Annotated in this window: 16 protein-coding genes; 12 read left to right on the forward strand and 4 right to left on the reverse strand. The window is 73.2% G+C overall.

Translation table 11 applies throughout. The features are described 5' to 3' along the window. Window positions 1–365 precede the first annotated feature (365 nt). From ACIQ87_RS17240 to ACIQ87_RS17285, 10 genes are all read left to right on the forward strand, one after another. Window positions 366–1634 (forward strand): ATP-binding protein, encoded by a 1269-nt coding sequence (locus ACIQ87_RS17240; RefSeq protein WP_402407009.1) that lies wholly within the window; start codon window positions 366–368, stop codon window positions 1632–1634. Next, entirely contained in the window at window positions 1631–2032 is a 402-nt protein-coding gene (locus ACIQ87_RS17245) for a roadblock/LC7 domain-containing protein (protein ID WP_402407011.1), read from the forward strand. The genes ACIQ87_RS17240 and ACIQ87_RS17245 overlap by 4 nt, the downstream gene beginning before the upstream one ends. Continuing rightward, window positions 2029–2403: a DUF742 domain-containing protein gene (locus tag ACIQ87_RS17250; RefSeq protein WP_402407013.1), complete on the forward strand. Its 375-nt coding sequence runs from the start codon at window positions 2029–2031 to the stop codon at window positions 2401–2403. Before ACIQ87_RS17245 ends, ACIQ87_RS17250 begins: the two co-directional genes overlap by 4 nt. After that, entirely contained in the window at window positions 2378–2968 is a 591-nt protein-coding gene (locus tag ACIQ87_RS17255; RefSeq protein ID WP_402407016.1) for a GTP-binding protein, read from the forward strand. Before ACIQ87_RS17250 ends, ACIQ87_RS17255 begins: the two co-directional genes overlap by 26 nt. A 71-nt stretch (window positions 2969–3039) precedes the next feature. Beyond that, a complete protein-coding gene (locus ACIQ87_RS17260; RefSeq protein ID WP_402407019.1) occupies window positions 3040–4425 on the forward strand; it encodes a cytochrome P450 in 1386 nt (461 codons plus the stop codon). A 376-nt stretch (window positions 4426–4801) separates the two neighbouring features. Continuing rightward, the gene (locus ACIQ87_RS17265) at window positions 4802–5935 is read left to right on the forward strand and encodes a cytochrome P450 (protein ID WP_402407340.1); all 1134 of its coding nucleotides are present in this window, start codon (window positions 4802–4804) and stop codon (window positions 5933–5935) included. A gap of 212 nt (window positions 5936–6147) precedes the next feature. Then, entirely contained in the window at window positions 6148–6882 is a 735-nt protein-coding gene (locus ACIQ87_RS17270) for an enoyl-CoA hydratase/isomerase family protein (protein WP_402407342.1), read from the forward strand. Between the two features lie 164 nt (window positions 6883–7046). Further along, on the forward strand, window positions 7047–7814 hold the full coding sequence (locus ACIQ87_RS17275) for a hypothetical protein (protein ID WP_402407021.1): 768 nt from the start codon (window positions 7047–7049) through the stop codon (window positions 7812–7814). A gap of 71 nt (window positions 7815–7885) precedes the next feature. Next, window positions 7886–8518 carry an RNA polymerase sigma factor gene (locus tag ACIQ87_RS17280; protein WP_402407023.1) on the forward strand — a complete coding sequence of 211 codons (633 nt, stop codon included), beginning with the start codon at window positions 7886–7888 and terminating at the stop codon, window positions 8516–8518. Continuing rightward, on the forward strand, window positions 8515–9441 hold the full coding sequence (locus ACIQ87_RS17285; RefSeq protein WP_402407026.1) for a CU044_5270 family protein: 927 nt from the start codon (window positions 8515–8517) through the stop codon (window positions 9439–9441). Before ACIQ87_RS17280 ends, ACIQ87_RS17285 begins: the two co-directional genes overlap by 4 nt. A gap of 5 nt (window positions 9442–9446) precedes the next feature. Here ACIQ87_RS17285 and ACIQ87_RS17290 read toward each other — a convergent pair whose 3' ends face one another. The 3 genes from ACIQ87_RS17290 to ACIQ87_RS17300 form a co-directional block, all read right to left on the reverse strand. Beyond that, on the reverse strand, window positions 9447–10262 hold the full coding sequence (locus ACIQ87_RS17290; protein ID WP_402407028.1) for a hypothetical protein: 816 nt from the start codon (window positions 10260–10262) through the stop codon (window positions 9447–9449). A gap of 197 nt (window positions 10263–10459) precedes the next feature. Then, window positions 10460–11023: a class IV adenylate cyclase gene (cyaB, locus tag ACIQ87_RS17295; protein ID WP_402407031.1), complete on the reverse strand. Its 564-nt coding sequence runs from the start codon at window positions 11021–11023 to the stop codon at window positions 10460–10462. Between the two features lie 19 nt (window positions 11024–11042). Next, a complete protein-coding gene (locus tag ACIQ87_RS17300) occupies window positions 11043–11798 on the reverse strand; it encodes a helix-turn-helix domain-containing protein (RefSeq protein WP_402407033.1) in 756 nt (251 codons plus the stop codon). Between the two features lie 316 nt (window positions 11799–12114). On the opposite strand from ACIQ87_RS17300, the gene ACIQ87_RS17305 reads away from it, so the two are divergent. Both ACIQ87_RS17305 and ACIQ87_RS17310 read left to right on the forward strand, forming a co-directional pair. After that, window positions 12115–12528, forward strand: a complete 414-nt coding sequence (locus ACIQ87_RS17305; protein WP_402407035.1) for an ATP-binding protein — start codon at window positions 12115–12117, stop codon at window positions 12526–12528. Window positions 12529–12540: 12 nt separating this feature from the next. Next, complete coding sequence (locus tag ACIQ87_RS17310) at window positions 12541–13092, forward strand: hypothetical protein (protein WP_402407037.1); 552 nt, start codon at window positions 12541–12543, stop codon at window positions 13090–13092. A 705-nt stretch (window positions 13093–13797) separates the two neighbouring features. Here ACIQ87_RS17310 and ACIQ87_RS17315 read toward each other — a convergent pair. After that, the gene (locus tag ACIQ87_RS17315) at window positions 13798–16701 is read right to left on the reverse strand and encodes an FtsK/SpoIIIE domain-containing protein (RefSeq protein ID WP_402407040.1); all 2904 of its coding nucleotides are present in this window, start codon (window positions 16699–16701) and stop codon (window positions 13798–13800) included. Window positions 16702–16766: the final 65 nt, after the last annotated feature.

Raw genomic sequence — 16766 nt, forward strand, 5'->3', positions numbered from 1 at the left:
GCCGGAAAGGCCAGGACCGGCCCCTGGATTCCACAGGGTGACGAACGAATCACTCTGCGCGTGAACCGGGCTGTGCGGAGGATGTGTCCCTGTGGTTAACGCGGCATCACAAACTCCACCAATTGGCAGCAGAGTTCCCAGGGGATAGTGGAATTTCGCCCCAACTGCCCTTTTTGACATCTGTTCTGACAGGGCATGAGTTGCAGTAGGCTGACTCCGCGATAGGCGTTGCCGCAGGTCTCGTGCCGGACCGCACTTCGATGTGACGTGACATCAGGTGCCTTTCGGGGAGGTTCCGGCCGCCAGTCCCATTCGCGCTTCGGGGCCCGGACCGGCTCCACGCGATGCCACCTGAAGAGAGTTTCATGACGTCATTTGTGCAGGAACCCTTTTTCTGGGTCTTCATCGTGGTGATGCTCGCAGCCGTCGGAGCTGCCCTCCAGGCACGCAGGACGAACATCGCCCTGCGACGGCAGAACGCCTCCCTGGAGGAGGCGAGCGCCGCGGCCCAGCGGCAGCGCGACGAACTCGCCGTGCTGCACGACCGCCTGCAGGGCCGGCACGCGTCCGAGCTGTCGGCCGTCCGCCGGGACGCCGAGGAGGACACCAAGGCCGTCCTCAAGGCGGCGATGCGGACGCTGCAGGGCCTGGCCGACGAGCAGCAGGTCGTCATCGACAAGGTGCAGCGGAAGTACGGCGACAGCCCGCAGATCCTCGCCGACCTGATGACGATCGACCACACCAACAGCCAGTTCGGCCGGCGCGCCCAGGGCATCGCGGTGCTCTGCGGCGGCTGGCTCGGCCGCCGCGAGAGCGTCGCCTCGGTCTACGACGTGGTCCGCAGCGCCCAGGGCCGGATCCGGCACTTCGACCGGGTGCGGATCCACTCCCGGGTCAGCGTCTCGCTCGCCAGCAAGGTCGTCGAGCCGGTCGCCGTCGTGCTGTCCGAGCTGCTCGCCAACGCGACCAACTACTCCGCCCCGGACACCCCGGTGGAGGTCAGCGTCCAGGCCGTCCCCACCGGCGTCTGCCTGATCATCGACGACGCCGGCCTCGGCATGGGCCAGGAGGAGAAGGACCGCGCCTCGCTGCTCCTGAACCCGGGCGCGCCGATCAGCCTCACCAGCCTGGGCAACCCGCCGAAGTTCGGCTTCGCCGTCTCCGGCATGCTGGCCGCCCGCTACGGCTTCCGCGTCTCCGTCGACTCGGTCTCCCCGTACGGGGGCGTGCGGGCCGTGGTGCTGCTGCCGGCCGAACTGCTCAGCAGCGAGGTCGCGGCCCCGCCCTTCGCCGAGCACACCGACTACCAGGCGGCGCCGGTGGAGCAGCCCGCGCAGACCTGGGCGCAGGCCCCCGGCCAGCGGCTCGTGTCGCTGGCCGAGCCGACGGCTCCGCTGGCCCCGGTGCCGGCGCCGCACGCGGCGACGGCCGGACCGGAGACCACCGCGGACGGCCTGCTGCCGCGGCGCCGCCGCCAGCGTCCGGTGTCGGTCGTCCCCACCCCGCAGGACCCGGGCAGGCCCGAGGAGCTGCGGAGCACCGGCCAGCACACGCCGTCCCGCCTCGGCGCGTTCCAGCGCGGCACGCTGTCCGGGCGTAACACCATGACCACGGAAGGAACCGAGATCCAGTGAGCCGTGATCTTTCCTGGGTGCTCAACGACGTACTCCAGGTACCCGGCGCCCGGCACGCCATCCTCGTCTCCGCCGACGGCCTCCTGCTCGAGCGCTCCAGCGAGATAGGCCGTGACGAGGCGGAGACCAACGCCGCCGCGATGAGCTCGATGCAGTCGCTGAGCCGCGCGGTCGCCCCGTTCGTCGGCGGCGGCGGCGGGACCTGGCGCCAGACCCTGCTGGAGTACGACCACGGCTGGATCTTCCTGATCGCGGCCGGCAGCGGTGCGTACCTGGCCGCCTCCACCGCCCCCGACGTCGACATGGAGGCGATGTCCTTCCGGATGCAGCAGCAGGTGGGCGCACTCGGACGGGCGATGTCGGCGGCACCGCGCCAGAGCACATACAGCGGCTCATGACGGCCGGCGGCGAGGAACAGAGGGTCACGGGCGGGTTCATCCGCTCCTACGTCATCACCGGCGGGCGCGACTTACCGAACGCGGACGACCTGTCTCTGATCACCCTGGTCACCGTCGGGCCCGGGCAGGACCTCCCCGGCCTGCCGAGCCCGGAGACCCGGGCGATCTGGGAGCTGTGCTCCGGCGGCTACCTCTCGGTGGCCGAGGTCGCGGCCCGGCTGGAGCTGCCGGTCGGGGTCGTGAGGCTGTTGCTGACGGACCTGATCCGTGAGGGACGGCTGCTGCGCCGGTCGGCCCCGCCCCCGGCCCAGGCCCCGGACCCGAGACTTCTAGAGAAGGTACTGCATGGACTTCAACGCCGGTTCGCCTGAGGACATCTACGTCCCGGGCGCGGTGACGACCGCTGTCAAGATCCTGGTCGTCGGGCACTTCGCGGTCGGCAAGACGACGCTCATCGGGGCCCTGTCGGAGATCGCGCCGCTGAGCACCGAGGAGAGCATGACGCAGGCGTCCGTCAGCGTCGACGACCTCCGCGGCGCACCGGACAAGAAGACCACGACCGTCGCCCTGGACTTCGGCCGGCTGACGCTCGGCGACGACCTCGTGCTGTACCTGTTCGGCACGCCGGGACAGCAGCGGTTCATGCAGCTCTGGGAGGACATGGCGCGGGGAGCGCTGGGAGCGCTGCTGCTGGCCGACCCGACCCGCCTCGCGGACACCTTCCCCGTCATCGACCTGATCGAGCAGTACGGCCTGGAGTACGCGGTGGCGGTCAACAGCTTCGACCGGCAGAGCGAGTACACCGAGGACCAGCTGCGCGAGGCGCTCGACCTGCTGCCGCACACCCCGGTGGTGTTCTGTGACGCGCGGGACCAGCGCTCCTCGGCCAACGCGCTGCTGACGCTCGTCCGGCACCTGCTCGACCGGGCCTCCTGACTTCCCCCACGCCTCCCCCCTCACCCCTCCCGGGTCCGCACCCGCCCGGGGCCACCTCCAAGGAACGACCCATGGAATCTCTGCAGCGACCCGTCCCGCAGTCGCCTCCGCCGGGCTGCCCGATGCACGCCGGCGTGAGCACGCCGCTCTACGGGGAGATGTTCTCGGCCGACCCCGGCGCGGTCTACGACCGGTTGCGCGCCAACGGTCCGGCCGCGCCGGTGGAGTTGGCGCCGGGGGTGGACGCCACCCTGGTCACCTCGCACGAGGCCGCGCTGCGGGTGCTGCAGAACCCGGGGATGTTCGCCCGGGACTCGCGGCGCTGGGCGGCGCTGAACGAGGGCCGGGTGCCGATGGACAGCCCCGTCCTGCCGATGATGTTCTACCGGCCCAACTGCCTCTTCACGGACGGCGCCGAGCACCTGCGGCTGCGCAAGGCCGTCACCGAGAGCCTGGAGCGGCTCAACGACAGCCGGCTCAACCGGCACGTCGAGCGGATCGCCGGCTACCTGATCGACCAGTTCAGTGCGCTGGGCCGGGCCGACCTGCTCAACGACTACGCCAAGCTGCTGCCGTTGCTGCTGTTCAACCAGCTGTTCGGCTGCCCGGCCGACATCGGCGACCGGCTGACCCGCAGCATGTCCGCGCTCTTCGACGGCCTCGACGTCATCCAGGCCAACGAGGAGCTGACCTCCTGCCTGATGGACCTGGTCGCGCTGAAGCGCCGCCAGCCGGGCGACGACATCACCTCCTGGCTCATCCAGCACCCGGCCGGCCTGCGGGACGAGGAGCTCAAGGACCAGCTGGTCATGCTGATGGGCGCCGGCGTCGAGCCCGAGCGCAACCTGATAGGCAACGCGCTGCTCCTGCTGCTGTCCGGCGAGGGCGGCTCCGGGCTGCGCATCGAGGACGCCCTCGACGACGTGCTGTGGAACAACCCGCCGATCGCCAACTACGCGACGCACTACCCGATGCAGGACCTCAACCTGGGCGGCGTCCCGATGGACGCCGGCAGCCCGGTGGTGATCAGCTTCGCCGCCGCCAACAGCGACCCGGCGCTGACCGACGCCCGGCTGACCCTCAGCAAGGGGGCCCACCTGGCCTGGGGCGCGGGACCGCACGCCTGCCCGGCCAAGTCCCCGGCCCAGCTGATCGCCCTGAGCGCCATCGAGTGCCTGCTCAACGCGCTCCCGGACGTCACGCTCGCGGTGCCGGTGGACAGCGTGGAGTGGCGCCCGGGCCCGTTCCAGCGCGGCCTGGTCTCGCTTCCGGTGCGGTTCAGCCCGGTGGCCGCCCGCACCGTGGGGACGGCCCCGGCCGCGGACACCGTCCCGGTCCAGGCGTCGGCGCCGGTCGGCTCCGAGCAGCCGCAGGCGTACCAGCAGGCCGTCGCGCCGTCCCGGTCCCCGCAGAAGAAGGGGTGGTGGAGCTCCTTCCTGGACGTCTTCCGGCTCTGAGGCGTCGCCGGGGTTCGAGTAGGGGTTCCGGTGCTGCGCCCAGGGGTTCCGGCGCGCCCGCGCGGGGCCCCGGCCCGCCGCGCCGCCGTAAGGCGTCCGGTCACCGCGGGGTGAACGGCGTGCGAAGGCGGTGCAGTACGTGACGGGGGCAACACGGATCGACGCTTGAGCGCGCTGTTGCTGGGTAGTACGCCGCCGTACTGCCCGCCCGCGCGTTGAGGAGCCCCGTGTGACCGCCATGTTGGAAGCCCGCCCCGCGGAACGGGAGTGCCCTGACACAAGGGTCGACCGCCGTGCCGCCGTACCGCTGCTGCGCAGGCTGCGGTCGGCCGATGGCCTCGCCGATCCGAGCCCGGTCTACGACGAGCTGAGGGCGCTGGGCGACCTCGTCCCGGCGCCCTGGGGCGGCTATCTGGTCACCGGCTACGAGGCGTGCGACCAGGTCCTGCGTGGCAGGACCTGGCTCGTCCCCGACTTCGCCTGGCAGGAGCGGCAGACCGGGACGGAGCGCTGGGAGGCCGTCGCCACCCGGGAGATGAGCCGGACGCTCTCCCGGCTCAACGCCCCCGAGCACACCCGGCAGCGGCGCAGCCTCGGCAGCCTCTTCGACCGGAACACCCTGCGGGCCATGGCGGCGGACATCGAGGACGACGCCGCCGGGCTGCTCGACCGCCTGGCCGAGCGAATACGGACCGACGGCGAGGCGGACTTCGCCTCCGTGGTCAGCGAGCAGCTGCCGATCGGCACCGTCGGGCGCTGGCTGGACATCGCGCCGGCGGACTACCCGCACATCCTGACGATGACCCACAACCAGGTGCACGCCCAGGAACTGCTGCCCACCAAGAGCCAGCTGGCGATCTCCGAGCAGGCCACCATGGAGCTGCGCGAGTACTTCACCCGGCTCGTCCGGGAGCGTCGCGAGAAGGACGGCGACGACGTGATCGCCGGCTGGATCCGCACCTGGGACGCGCTGGAGTCCGACCGCGAGGCCACCGACCGGATGGTCTACCAGCTCACCATGTTCGTCACCATCGCCTCGCTGGAGACCACGGCGACGCTGCTCTCCTCGCTGGTGTGGCAGCTGCTGCGCACGCCCGGCCGGTGGGAGTGGCTGCGGGCGAACCCGGAGCACATCGACGAGGTGATCGACGAGGCGCTGCGCTACGACCCGCCGATCCGCGTCAACAGCCGCGTCGCGGGCGAGGACACCGAACTGGCCGGGGTGTTCCTCCCCAAGGACACCATGGTCCACGTGATGTACGGCGCGGCCAACCGCGATCCGCGCCGCAACCCGGACCCGCACACCTTCGACCCGCTGCGCCGGGGCACCCACCTCACCTTCGGCGGCGGCGCCCACTACTGCCTCGGCGCGGGCCTGGCCCGGCTGGAGTCGCGGGCCCTGCTCGGGCAGCTGCTGGAGCGCTTCCCGACGCTGCGGGCGGTGAGCCCGCCCGAGCACGCGCCCCGGATGGTGTTCCACCGGGTGACGTCCCTGAGAGTCGCCGCGTGAACGTCTCCCCGCAGGCTCCCCAGTACCCCCCGTACGCGACGCAGCCCCCGTACGCGACGCAGCCCCCGTACGCGACGCAGCCCCCGTACCCCGCGCAACCCCCGGCGACGCCGGCCGACTGGTGCCACTCCCTTCCCGAGCCCGCGCCCGAGCCCGCGCCCGAGCCCGCGCCCGCTCCGGCCCGTACGGTCCGTTCCGAGCTCCGGGGCGCGGTGCTCCACGTCGAGCTGGACAGCCCGGAGACGGGCAACGCCGTCACCTCGGCCATGCTGGACGAGCTCCTCGCCGTCCTCGCCGCACCCGACCCGGCGGTACGGGTGATCGTGCTGTCCGCGGCCGGCCGGGACTTCTGCCTCGGCGGCGACCGCGACGAGCTCTTCGCGGGCCTGGACGAGGACCCGACCGGCGGCCGGATACGCAGCTACGGGGACCGGGCCCGCCGGGTCTGCGAGGCCCTCACCAGCAGCCCCGCCGTCACCGTCGCCCGGGTCCAGGGCCGGGCGACCGGCGCAGGCTTCGCCCTGGCGCTCGCCTGCGACCTGCGGGTCGGCGCCGACAACGCCGTCTTCCGGCTGCCCGAGCTGGCCCTGGGACTGCCCGTCGCCTGGGGCGGTCTGCTGCCCCGGCTGCTGCACGAGGTCGGCGCGGCCCGGGTCCGCGAGATCATCCTCACCGGCCGCCCGGTCGGCGCGGTGGAGGCGCGGGAGCTCGACATCCTGCAGCGGGTCGTCCCCGAGGAGGAGCTGGACGCGGCGGTGGAGGAGTTGGCCAGGCCCGTCACGCGCCGCTCCGAGGCCGCCCTGCGGGTCACCAAGACGCTGCTCGTCTCGCACGCCTCGGCCACCCGGATGGCCGACGCCTCGGTCCTGGACTCCGAGCTGATGGCCTCGGTCATCGCCGCCGCCCACTACACCCGCAGTCTCGGCGCTCGGCCTCCGGTCGGCTGACCGGTCGTCGGACGAACGGGAGGGAGGGCGGGCCCGCGCCACCGGTGCGGGCCCGCCCTCCCTTTCGGTAACCCGTTGTGAATTCTTCCCGACTGTTCGCTACTGTGTGCGAACAACGAAGGGGAGGGATCGCGGTGGGGAAGACGCACAACACCCGTGCGGCTATGGCAGTTCTGACGATGGCTCTGGTCGTGGCCGGGGCGGCGGCCTGCGACGGCGACAAGGGCGGCGCCGCCGCGGCGAGCACGCCGCCGCAGCCGTTCGGCGCGGGCGGCTACCGGGGGCTGCAGCTGTCGATGACCAAGGAGGAGGCGCTCGCCTCCGGCGCACTGGAGAGCGCGCCGGTCTCCGTGCTCAACGGCTGCACCGACTACGCGTACAAGGGCGGCCCGGCTCCGGACCAGGCCCGGATGGCGACCGAGGCGGACGTCCACGCGAAGGCCGACAAGGCGCTGGCCAGGATCGACGAGATCAGGGCGAAGCGGAAGACGATTCCGCCGCTGGCGCCGGGGGCCTCGCTGAAGGAGATGCAGGAGCACAGCGCCCGCCTCCAGGAGCAGCTCCAGCAGGACGCCGCCGACCAGGCGGAGATCACCGCGCTCGACAAGGACCTGGACCTCGTCGGGCCCGCCCGCAAGGCCCGGGACGAGGCGTTCCGGGCCACCGGCCGGGTCAACTTCGGCACCAAGGGCCTGCGCCAGCTGGTCGCCCCGGCGGAGGCGCGGACGGCCGAGGGCGTCGGCGCGGGCTCGACGGAGGAGCAGCTCAAGCAGGCCTACGCGGGCAAGGAGCTGAAGCCGGCCGAGGGCGGCACGTACGAACTCCCGGCCGAGAGCGGCAGCGGCGGCCCGGACTGGTTCTACGAGTTCACCGTGGCCGAGGGCAAGGTCGTCGCCCTGGCCCTGGTCAAGCACGACACCTACTGCTCCTGAGGAACCGGCCGGGGTTCCGGCGGCTCGGCGGGCCGTCGGGAACCGGGCGGGGCCTGCGGACAGGTGGGGGTGTGGAACTGTCACAGCGGGCGCGATTGAGGAGCGGGGACCAGTGGGCCTTCGGGGAGTTGTTCGATGAGACGGTGGACGACCTGTACTCGTACGCGGCGCGGGTGGTGGGGGACCGGGCGGCCGCGGAGGACGTCGTCCAGCTGACGTTCCTCGAAGCGTGGCGCCTGCGCGGCAAGCTGCGGGAGGACGACGGGCCGGTGCGCCCCTGGCTGTTCGGGATTGCCGCCCACGTCCTGCGCAACACGACCCGGGCGGCCCGGCGGCACCGGGCGGCGATGGCCCGGCTGCCCGACCGGGGCGTCCTGCCGGACTTCGCCGAGGAGCTGGCCGGGCGGCTCGACGACGACGCCCGGCTCGCCGCCGTCCGGCGGGCGCTGGGCGGGCTGTGGAACGCCGAGCGCGAGGTGTTCGGGCTGTGCGTCCTGGCGGGTCTGGACTACGCGAGCGCGGCCGAGGCACTCGGGGTGCCGGTCGGCACGGTGCGCTCCCGGCTCTCGCGCGCCCGTACCAAGCTGCGCGCGCTGACGGACGAGGAGCTCCGGGGCGGGCGGGAACTCCCCCCAGGCACCGGACAGGTACGGGGTGGCCGCAGCGGAGCGGCCAGGTCGACGACTCCGGGGAGGACCCGATGAACGAGGACGAACGCGCCCGGCTGCTGCTGGTACCCACGGGGCCGGGACTCTCCGCCGACCGCCGGCGGCAGCTGCGGGGGCACCTGATGAGCGAGTTCGCACGTGGGCCGGTGACCACGTCCCGGCGGATCCGGCTCGGCTGGGTGGCCCTGCCCGCCCTGGCGGGCGGCCTGGCGCTGTCCCTGGTGCTGACCGGCGGGCAGCCGCGGCAGGGCTCCGACTCCAGCCGACCGGTGGCGGCGGTCGTCCTGGACCGCGCGGCGAAGGCCGCCGAACAGGCGCCGGCCCCGGCCGCACGCGGGGACCAGTTCGTCTACGTGAAGAGCCTGGACGAGTGGGCGAGGTCGGAGGGCGAGGCACCGCAGACCCGGGAGGTCTGGAGGTCCGTCGACGGAAGCAAGCGGAACCTGCTGCTCCTGGACGGTCATCTGCCGAATCCCGGAGGAGGGGACGAGCACGGCGAGCCCGAACCCGCGCCGTACTCCGGGATCGGCAGCTACGCCTACGCCGCCGCCCTGCCGACCGACCCGGACGCGCTGCTGGCCAAGATCCAGGCCGATACCGCAGGTCGCGGGCCCGGCCCCGACGAGGAGGCGTTCAGGACCATCGGCGACCTCCTGCGCGAGCAGATCGCCCCATCCGCCGTCAGCGCCGCGCTCTACCGGGCGGCGGCGAAGATCCCCGGCGTCACGGTGATCGACGAGGTGACCGATGCCGTCGGTCGCCCCGGCGTCGCGGTCGCGCGCCGGGACGGCGGTGGGAAGGTCGAGTCCCAGTGGATCTTCGACCGCACCGACTACACCTTCCTCGGCGAGCGAACCGTGGCCCTCACCGACGTCGCGACCTTCAAGAAGGGCGACATCACGGGGCAGATGGCCGTCCTCGCCCGCGCCGTCATCGACCAGCCCGGCACCCGTCCGTAACGGTCTCAGGCCGGCTGAGGCCGCCCACGCAGTGCCGCGCGCGCCCGGGCCACGCCCCTCGGCGTGGCCCGGGCGCCGCTGCCCACGGTGACGGTTCTCGTGCCGAGGCCCGCGCAGGCGCGGCAGATGCCCGGGCGGGGCACCGGGTCGTGGCAGCGGCCGCACTCGGCGTAGGAGGCGGGTGGGGCTTCGGGGCGTTCCGGTGGCAGCTTGCGCTGGAGGCGGTCGCGGAGGATCGCCGCCGGGGAGTGCATCGGCTGCGGCAGTCCGGGGAGTAGGGCGTTCGCCAACTCGGCTTCGCCGCATCCCCGTTCCAGCCACTGGGTGACGAGCGGTGCCAGCGCCTGCGCCTCGGCCTCGCCGAGGCGCAGGCGGGGTTCGGGCCGGATCACCCGGAACAGGGTGGCCACGGCGGCCCGCGTCCGTTCATCCGGGAGGGTGGGTTTTTGTCCCGGGTCTTTTACGGGAGGGGTGACAGCGCCGCCGGTCCCTCGCCCACCGGAAGCCGGGCGGGTGGCAGCCGGTGCGGGGTGCGGGGTGTCGTAGACGTGGGCCTCGGAGCGGACGGTGCCGTCGGCCCTCCGGACGGTGTCGACCCGGTAGTACCCGGCGTCCTTGAGTTCCTTGAGCGCCCGCCGGATGGCGCCCCGCCCCTGCGGACTGCTGTCCGCCATCTGCCGCCCGTCCTCCCGCCACCCGTCGGGGCGGGAGAGGAGGTCGGCGAGGAGGCCGCGGGCGGTGTAGCTGAGCCGACGGTCCTGCAACAGGCCGTTGGGAAGCACGGTGAACGAGCGCGCATGAACGCTACGATGAATCTGCATCTGGAGTGTCTGCTCCTGGTGCCAGACCCCGGGGTGTTCCACCACCGCCGGGGTCTCCTATGTTCTGTTGATGATGCGGAAAGTAGCACACCGGCTACACGGAGTGCGAACCGTTGGGCATGACGGCCCCAGCCGGTAGGGCGGCGTGCGACAGCCCGCAGGCGTGACACGCACTGCCCGCCCACGCTCCGCCGGGATCAGGTGCGAGCCGCGACCACCGCGTCCGTGTACAGCTCCGTTGTCAGGTCGTCCTCGCTGATCCCGAGCTCCGCCAGCACGGCCCGCACGGCGTCCAGCGCCGCTCCGAGGTCGTCCTGGGTGGCCGCAGCGGTCTCGACCTCGATGAATGTCGCGTCGAGTTCCGGCACGCGGACGAGCGTGGCGAGGAAGCGCCGACCGCTGCGTTCGAAGTCGTAGTTGCGGCACCGCTTCTCGAACCGGATGCGTGGGGTGAAGCCGAGGCCCCGGACGATCTCGTCGGCCGCCTCGGCGTCCTCCACGCGGGTCTCGGCCTCCCATTTCGACCCGGACGCCTCGTCCACCCGGGCGCCCTTGTACGTGAGCACGGTGCGAGTGTCGTCGGGCCCGTGAACGGTGCGGATCCGCAGCTCGCGGTCGGCTCCCGTCAGGCTGCCGTCCGGGGCGTCGTAGTACGTGTCGCGGTACACCTCGGCGCGCCCGGCGCCGTACGACTTCTCCAATCGTGCGAGGACGAGTTCGGGGTCGCGTGCGACGGCCTTGAGCTCCGCCTCGATCGCCATGCCGGTTCCTCCTGGGGTGCTACGCCTCCGGCGGCACGCTGTAGCGGCCCAGGACGTCGTCAGCCGTGGACCTGTCCAGCAGACGCAGCTCCCAGGGCCCGGAGTTGACGTCGAACTCCTTGCCGAAGCCGACCCACTTGCCGGCCATCCGGCGCCCGGTCGGATCGACCAGCAGCTGAATGGCGCCGTGGTACCTGGCCCCCTGGTAGTAGCCGTCCTGCGCGGTCTGTTCCACCCACGAGCCCGTCACGACGTTCCGATCGACAGTGAGGTCGAACGACAGCGGTGAATCGGGGTTGGACGACGCGCCGGGTAGAGACCGGCCGGTGATCCGGTTCCCGTGCTGGGACAGTACGACGTGGTGCAGGCCGGTGAACGTGTTCTCCCGGCTGCTGCTGAAGAACTCGTAGTGGCTGATCCAGACTCCCGAGTAGTCCTCGCCCGTAGGGGTGGGCGCGGCCTGGGCGGGAACGCCCGGATCGTCGCTGGTCATGTCATGGCCTCCTGCGCTGTCCACGCTGACCCTCGGTGGCAGCTGTGGTGATTTGAAGCCGAGGCGGTCCACGGAAAGTTTGGTGACAGCCTCAAGGGCTCGAACGTACACCGGGCGGGGAAATCGGACCTCCCCTGACTCCCAGCGCTGTACCAGGCGCTTGCTGGCGTCATTGGGCTCTCCCTGGGTCGCCCCAACTGCCCTCAGGCGTTTCGCGAACTCGTCTTGGCTGAGGCGAAGTCCAAGGCGCACGGCCCTCAGGGTCTCGTTCGGCGTCGTCATGAACCCCGCCATAAGGGTCGACCCTCCCTGAATGACACCGAAATGACGTCTTGTCAGGACGCCGGAGAGGCGCCTGGGCGGCGTCGCAATGGACTGGCCTTCCAGGGCACCATCAAGCCCTCCGGGGACGCAGAGGAGTGGCGATGTCGAAGCGCGAACCGGCTCAAGGGTCGGAGAGGCGGCCCGACAAGTGCCTGTGCGGCACGCTGATTCGTTCGAACCTGCCAACCCCGAGTGCAGCTGACTGCCCGCCATCGGCCGATCGCCAGCAGTGGTGCGACTGGCCCCTCTTCGCTCCCCTTCGAGGTGCTCCCTCATGCTCACGTCCCGCCGTCCCCGCATGTTCGTCGCGCGCCTCGACTCGCGGACCGAATCGACGCCCCTGGCCCGGTACTTGCTCCGGGCCTACCTCTCCGGGCTGCCCTCCGGGGACCGCTACTGCGGCACCGCCGAGCTGCTGCTGTGCGAACTCTTCGCCAACGCCGTCCAGCACTCCGACGCGCCTGACGACCGCCACATCGAGATCCGCTTCGCCCTCACCGGCTCCCGCCTCCGCCTCGAAGTCCACGACGCCAGCACCGCTCTCCCCTCCGTCCGCGCCGCCGCCCCCGATGACGAGCACGGGCGCGGGCTGTTCCTCGTCGACGAACTCGCCGAACGCTGGGGCTGTGCCTCCCGCCCCTGTGGCATCGGCAAGTTCGTCTGGGCCCTCATCGCCCCCGCCGTCTGAAGGGCCATCGCCGTGAACCTCGCCACCCTCGCCCGCCACACCCTCTCCCGTGGCGCCACCCCCGCCGCGACGTATGCCCTCCTCGCCCGACTCGGCCACCGCCCCCTGCCCGTCGCCCGGGCCGTCTGCCTCGCCCTCGACATCCCCCACACCGACATCACCCGTCGCCTGGCCGACTGCTACGACGCCCTGCTCGCCGACCCTTGCCCCAGCTCGGAGAACGACATCGGCGAACTCCTGGAAGCTCTAGGCGTCTTCGACGTTCCCAAGTCCCTCACCGACACCGAACTCGCGGTCGTCGAACACTTCCTGGTCGCCATGGACGCCATGGGCGGCATCCGCCCCGGCCACCGCCACGGCCTCCAGCGCTGGTTCACCACCGGCAACCTCGCCACCGCCTACCTCTCCCTCGCCGCCGCCCGCCCCCTGCCCCGTACCGGTGACCCCGCCCTCTATTGGGCCACCCTCGTCACCGCCAGCGAACTCCTCGCCACCACCGTCCCCTCCGACCGCCGCATCACCTACGCCCTCTCCCACTGCCGCACCCGCGCAACCCGCCCGTGAGCGCAGGAAGTCGGCCCCGCCGACTTCCTGCGCAGCAGACGGTTGGGTCTGTGCTCGGGGGCCCCGGCCATGAGTGGCCGGGGCCGCCCAAGCTCTTTTCCGGGCGGGCTCGTGTGCTTGCACACGAGCCCGCCCGCATTTATCGATCGGTCACCGAACCTGTTCCTGCCATTTCAGCCCACCTCCCTTTCGGGCGGCCTGGCTGTCTCGGCCTTGGCGTAGCTCGTCCACGGTCTGCTCAGGAAGTCGGCCAGTCCGACTTCCTGAGCAGATGGCATGTCGAGCAACTTCGTCGCCGCTTCGGCAAGGCCGAAGCGGCGACGGGACGACAGGACGAAAGGGGGTGCGGAGTGGAGTACGCGGCCCGGGTTCTGCTCCGGTGGCCCCGGCCACCGTCGTCTCGTCGGTTACCGGAAAGGCGGGCCGGAGGGGCCCAGTGTTCGGCCAGCCCGTGTTCTCGGATGCGGACCCCGGCTGCGTGGGAAGTCGGCCTGGCCGACTTCCCACGCAGAGAAGAGAGGCGTACCGGGCAATTCGTCGCTGCTTCGGCCGGGCCGAAGCAGCGACGGGCCGGGAGCCGGTGTGAATGGTGCTTGGCCGCGTTCCTGGGAGGGGTGGGGCAACCAGGGTGTGGGCGGGCCCGTGTGCTTGTGCGCGGGCCCGCCCTCGGCCTTGGCGTGGTGCAGACCGCCGCGCGGCCGGGGGTCAGCGGGCGGCGGCGCGTTGGAGGGCGCTGGCGAGGAGGGCGAGGTCGGTGGGGCCGTTGCCGAGTTCGCGGACCGGGCGGCGGGCCGGCGGGGCGCCGAGCTGCAGCGGGTCTATGGCGACGACGGTGGGCCGCAGGGTGGCGGTGCGCGGGATGCGGCCGCTGATCCTGGCGGTCTGGAAGGCGCTGACCCCGCCGTCCGGCAGGCGGAGGTAGCCGCGGCCGGGGGTGTCCTCGGGCAGGGCGGCCGCGTCGCCGAGGTGGATCAGCAGGTCGGAGTCGGCCGGGTCGTCGGTGCGCAGGGCGATCCGGAGCAGCGCGGCCTCGTCCACCTCGGTGCCGGCGCTGTCCTCCGGGCGGCCGGTGGCGACGGCGAGGTGGACGCCGAGCGGCCCGCCCCGGCGGGCGACGGCGGCCAGCGCGCGGGCGAGCGGGCGGCCGGCGGCGGAGGTGGGGGAGAGCAGCGCCTCGTAGTCGTCGACCACGACGACCAGCCGGGCGGGTGCGGGCGCGGGGCCGGTCGGGCGGGGGCGCTCGGCGCTGCGCGGCGGGAAGACCCGGGGCGTCGTGGCCGCTCCGCCGCCCACACTGACGGGCACCGGTACGGCCGGCACCTCCTGCTCGTCCGGACCCTGCTCGTCCAGGATGCGCGCGGCATGCCAGGAGGCGAAGTCCAGTCCGTCGAACAGCCGCTCCCGCAGGGCGAGTTCGTCCTCCAGCGCCTCGGCCGCGAGCAGCGCGGCGCGCGGGTCGGCGGCGGCGTTGACCCGGCCGGTGACGTGCGGCAGTTCGGTGCAGCCGTCCAGTCCGTCCTGGCCGTCCGAGACGGCCCGGCCCTCGATGATGGTGACGGCCAGCCGCTCGGGCCGTTCGGAGACGGCGAGCGAGGCGACCAGGGTGCGCAGCAGCTCGGTCTTGCCGGAGCCGCGGGCGCCGCCGATCAGCAGGTGCGGGCCGCCCGGGTCGGGGGAGGGGAGGGTGAGTTCCGGGTCGGCCAGGTCGAGCGTGCAGAGCTCGTCCCGGGTGGTGCCGAGCAGGGCGGTGGCGGCGCCGATGCCGCCGGCGTGCGCCTCCCAGCGGGCGGACAGCTTGGCCGGGGTGACGGTGTCGAGCTGGAGCAGGTCGAGCAGCCGCAGGACGTCGGGCAGCGGGCCGCGGACGGCCGGGGCGGCCTCGCGCAGCGGGGCGAGGACCCGGGCCAGCCGTTCGGCCCAGGCGTCCGAGACGGCGTCCAGCGAGACCTCGTGCAGGGTCTCCCGGCCGCGGGCGACCGGGCGGTTCAGCGAGAGCTGGGTGCCGACCTCGCCGGTGATCAGGGCGGTGGCGCCGAGGCCGCGGGGGAGCAGTTCGGGCTGTTCGGCGAGGCAGATCGGGAAGATGCCGACCGCGGGGCCCTGGCGCAGCAGCAGGTCGAGCGCCTGTCGGGCGGCCTCGCCGGCCGGGCGGCCGTCCACCACGACCACGGTGGCGGGGTGGCCGCCGAGGCCGCTGGGGCCGCTGAGCCGGGCGGTGAGTTCGGTCAGCCGGGCGGTGGCCTGCTCGTCGTCGAGGCCGATCAGCAGTCGGCAGTCCTGGCCGTCGACCGGTCGCAGGTGGGGCAGCCACAGGGCCCAGGCCCAGGTGTCGGCGCGTTCCTCGGCGGTGCGGGCCGGGTCGGCGTCGACCACGACGAGGCTGAGCCCGGTCGGTGGGTGCAGTGCGGCGAGCTGGGCGACGACGGCGCGGGTGAGCGCGTCCAGGCGTTCGCGCGGGCCGCTGAGGCCGAGGCTGCCGGCGGTCTGGAGGTCGAGGGTGACGGGGACGGCGGGGAGCATGGTGCCGGGGGTGGTGCCGGGGCCGCCGGGGCGGTCGGCGGTGCCGAGGCGCAGGGTGAGCGCGTCGGGGTGGCCGGGGCCGCGCTCCCAGAGCCGGGGGCCGGGGCCGACGGCGTTGAGCAGCAGGGTGGCGAGGTCGGGCCAGCGTTCGCGCTGGGCGGCGGTCTGGCGCAGCCGCACCGCGGCGTGGTGGCGTTCGGCGCTCTCCTGGGCGGGCGGCTCGGCGGCGCGGCCGGGCAGCAGGGAGAACAGGCCGCGGCTGCGGCCGGGCGCCGGTTCGGGGGCGGCGGGCGGCTCGACCACGGGCGGCGCGGGCCGGACGGGGCCGGGGGCGGCGGCGAGCTGGAGGTGGCCGTGGCCGTCGGGGAGGGCGGCGCGGACGGTTCCGGCGGCCTCGGCCGGGTCGGGGGCGGTCACCTGGAGGGTGGACTCGCCGATCCGCAGCACGGCGCACGGGTCCAGAGGGACGGCGGCCTCGGGCGGGCCGGGCGGGACGAGCCGGCCGTCCAGGGTGGTGCCGTTGGTGGAGCCGAGGTCGCGCACGGAGATCCGGCCGTCCTCGCCGAGGTGCAGGGAGAGGTGCAGCCGGGAGACGTCCGGGTCGTCGAGCGGGACGTCGGCTTCGGTGGAGCGGCCGACCCGGATCTCCCGGCCGTGCAGCCGGTGGACGCCGCCGGCGTCGGGGCCGCCGACCACGCGCAGCTCGGCGGCGGCGGGGGCGTCGTCGGGGTCGTCGGCGGTCGGGTCGGGCTCGTTCAGGCTGAGGACGGCGCCGTCGAGCAGCGGGGGGTGGCCGAGCAGGGTGTGCTCGTCGACCCGGTGCGCCCCGGCGTACAGGTGCACGTGGGTGGCGGCCCGCGGCCCGCGCACGCCCACGGCGCCGGCGAGCGCGCCCGCGATGGCGCCGAGTGCGGTGCCGACGGGCGCGGTGACCAGCACGTCCACGTAGGGGATGGCGGAGCCGGCGGCGGACGGGCCGCTGCGCGGTCGGAGGACGGTCAGCCGGATCTGCATCTCGCCCGCGGGTCCCTTCTGCTGGTGTGAAGCCTGGTACCGCTGCCCGGTGCCGTGGGCACCGTTGGGCCACACGAGTGGCGAGTGTCCATCCTGCCATCCGTCGACGACGGTCCGCGCACCGTACCGGATTTGACGAT

This window comes from Kitasatospora sp. NPDC096204, assembly GCF_044763205.1.
In the GTDB taxonomy this organism is placed as follows: domain Bacteria; phylum Actinomycetota; class Actinomycetes; order Streptomycetales; family Streptomycetaceae; genus Kitasatospora.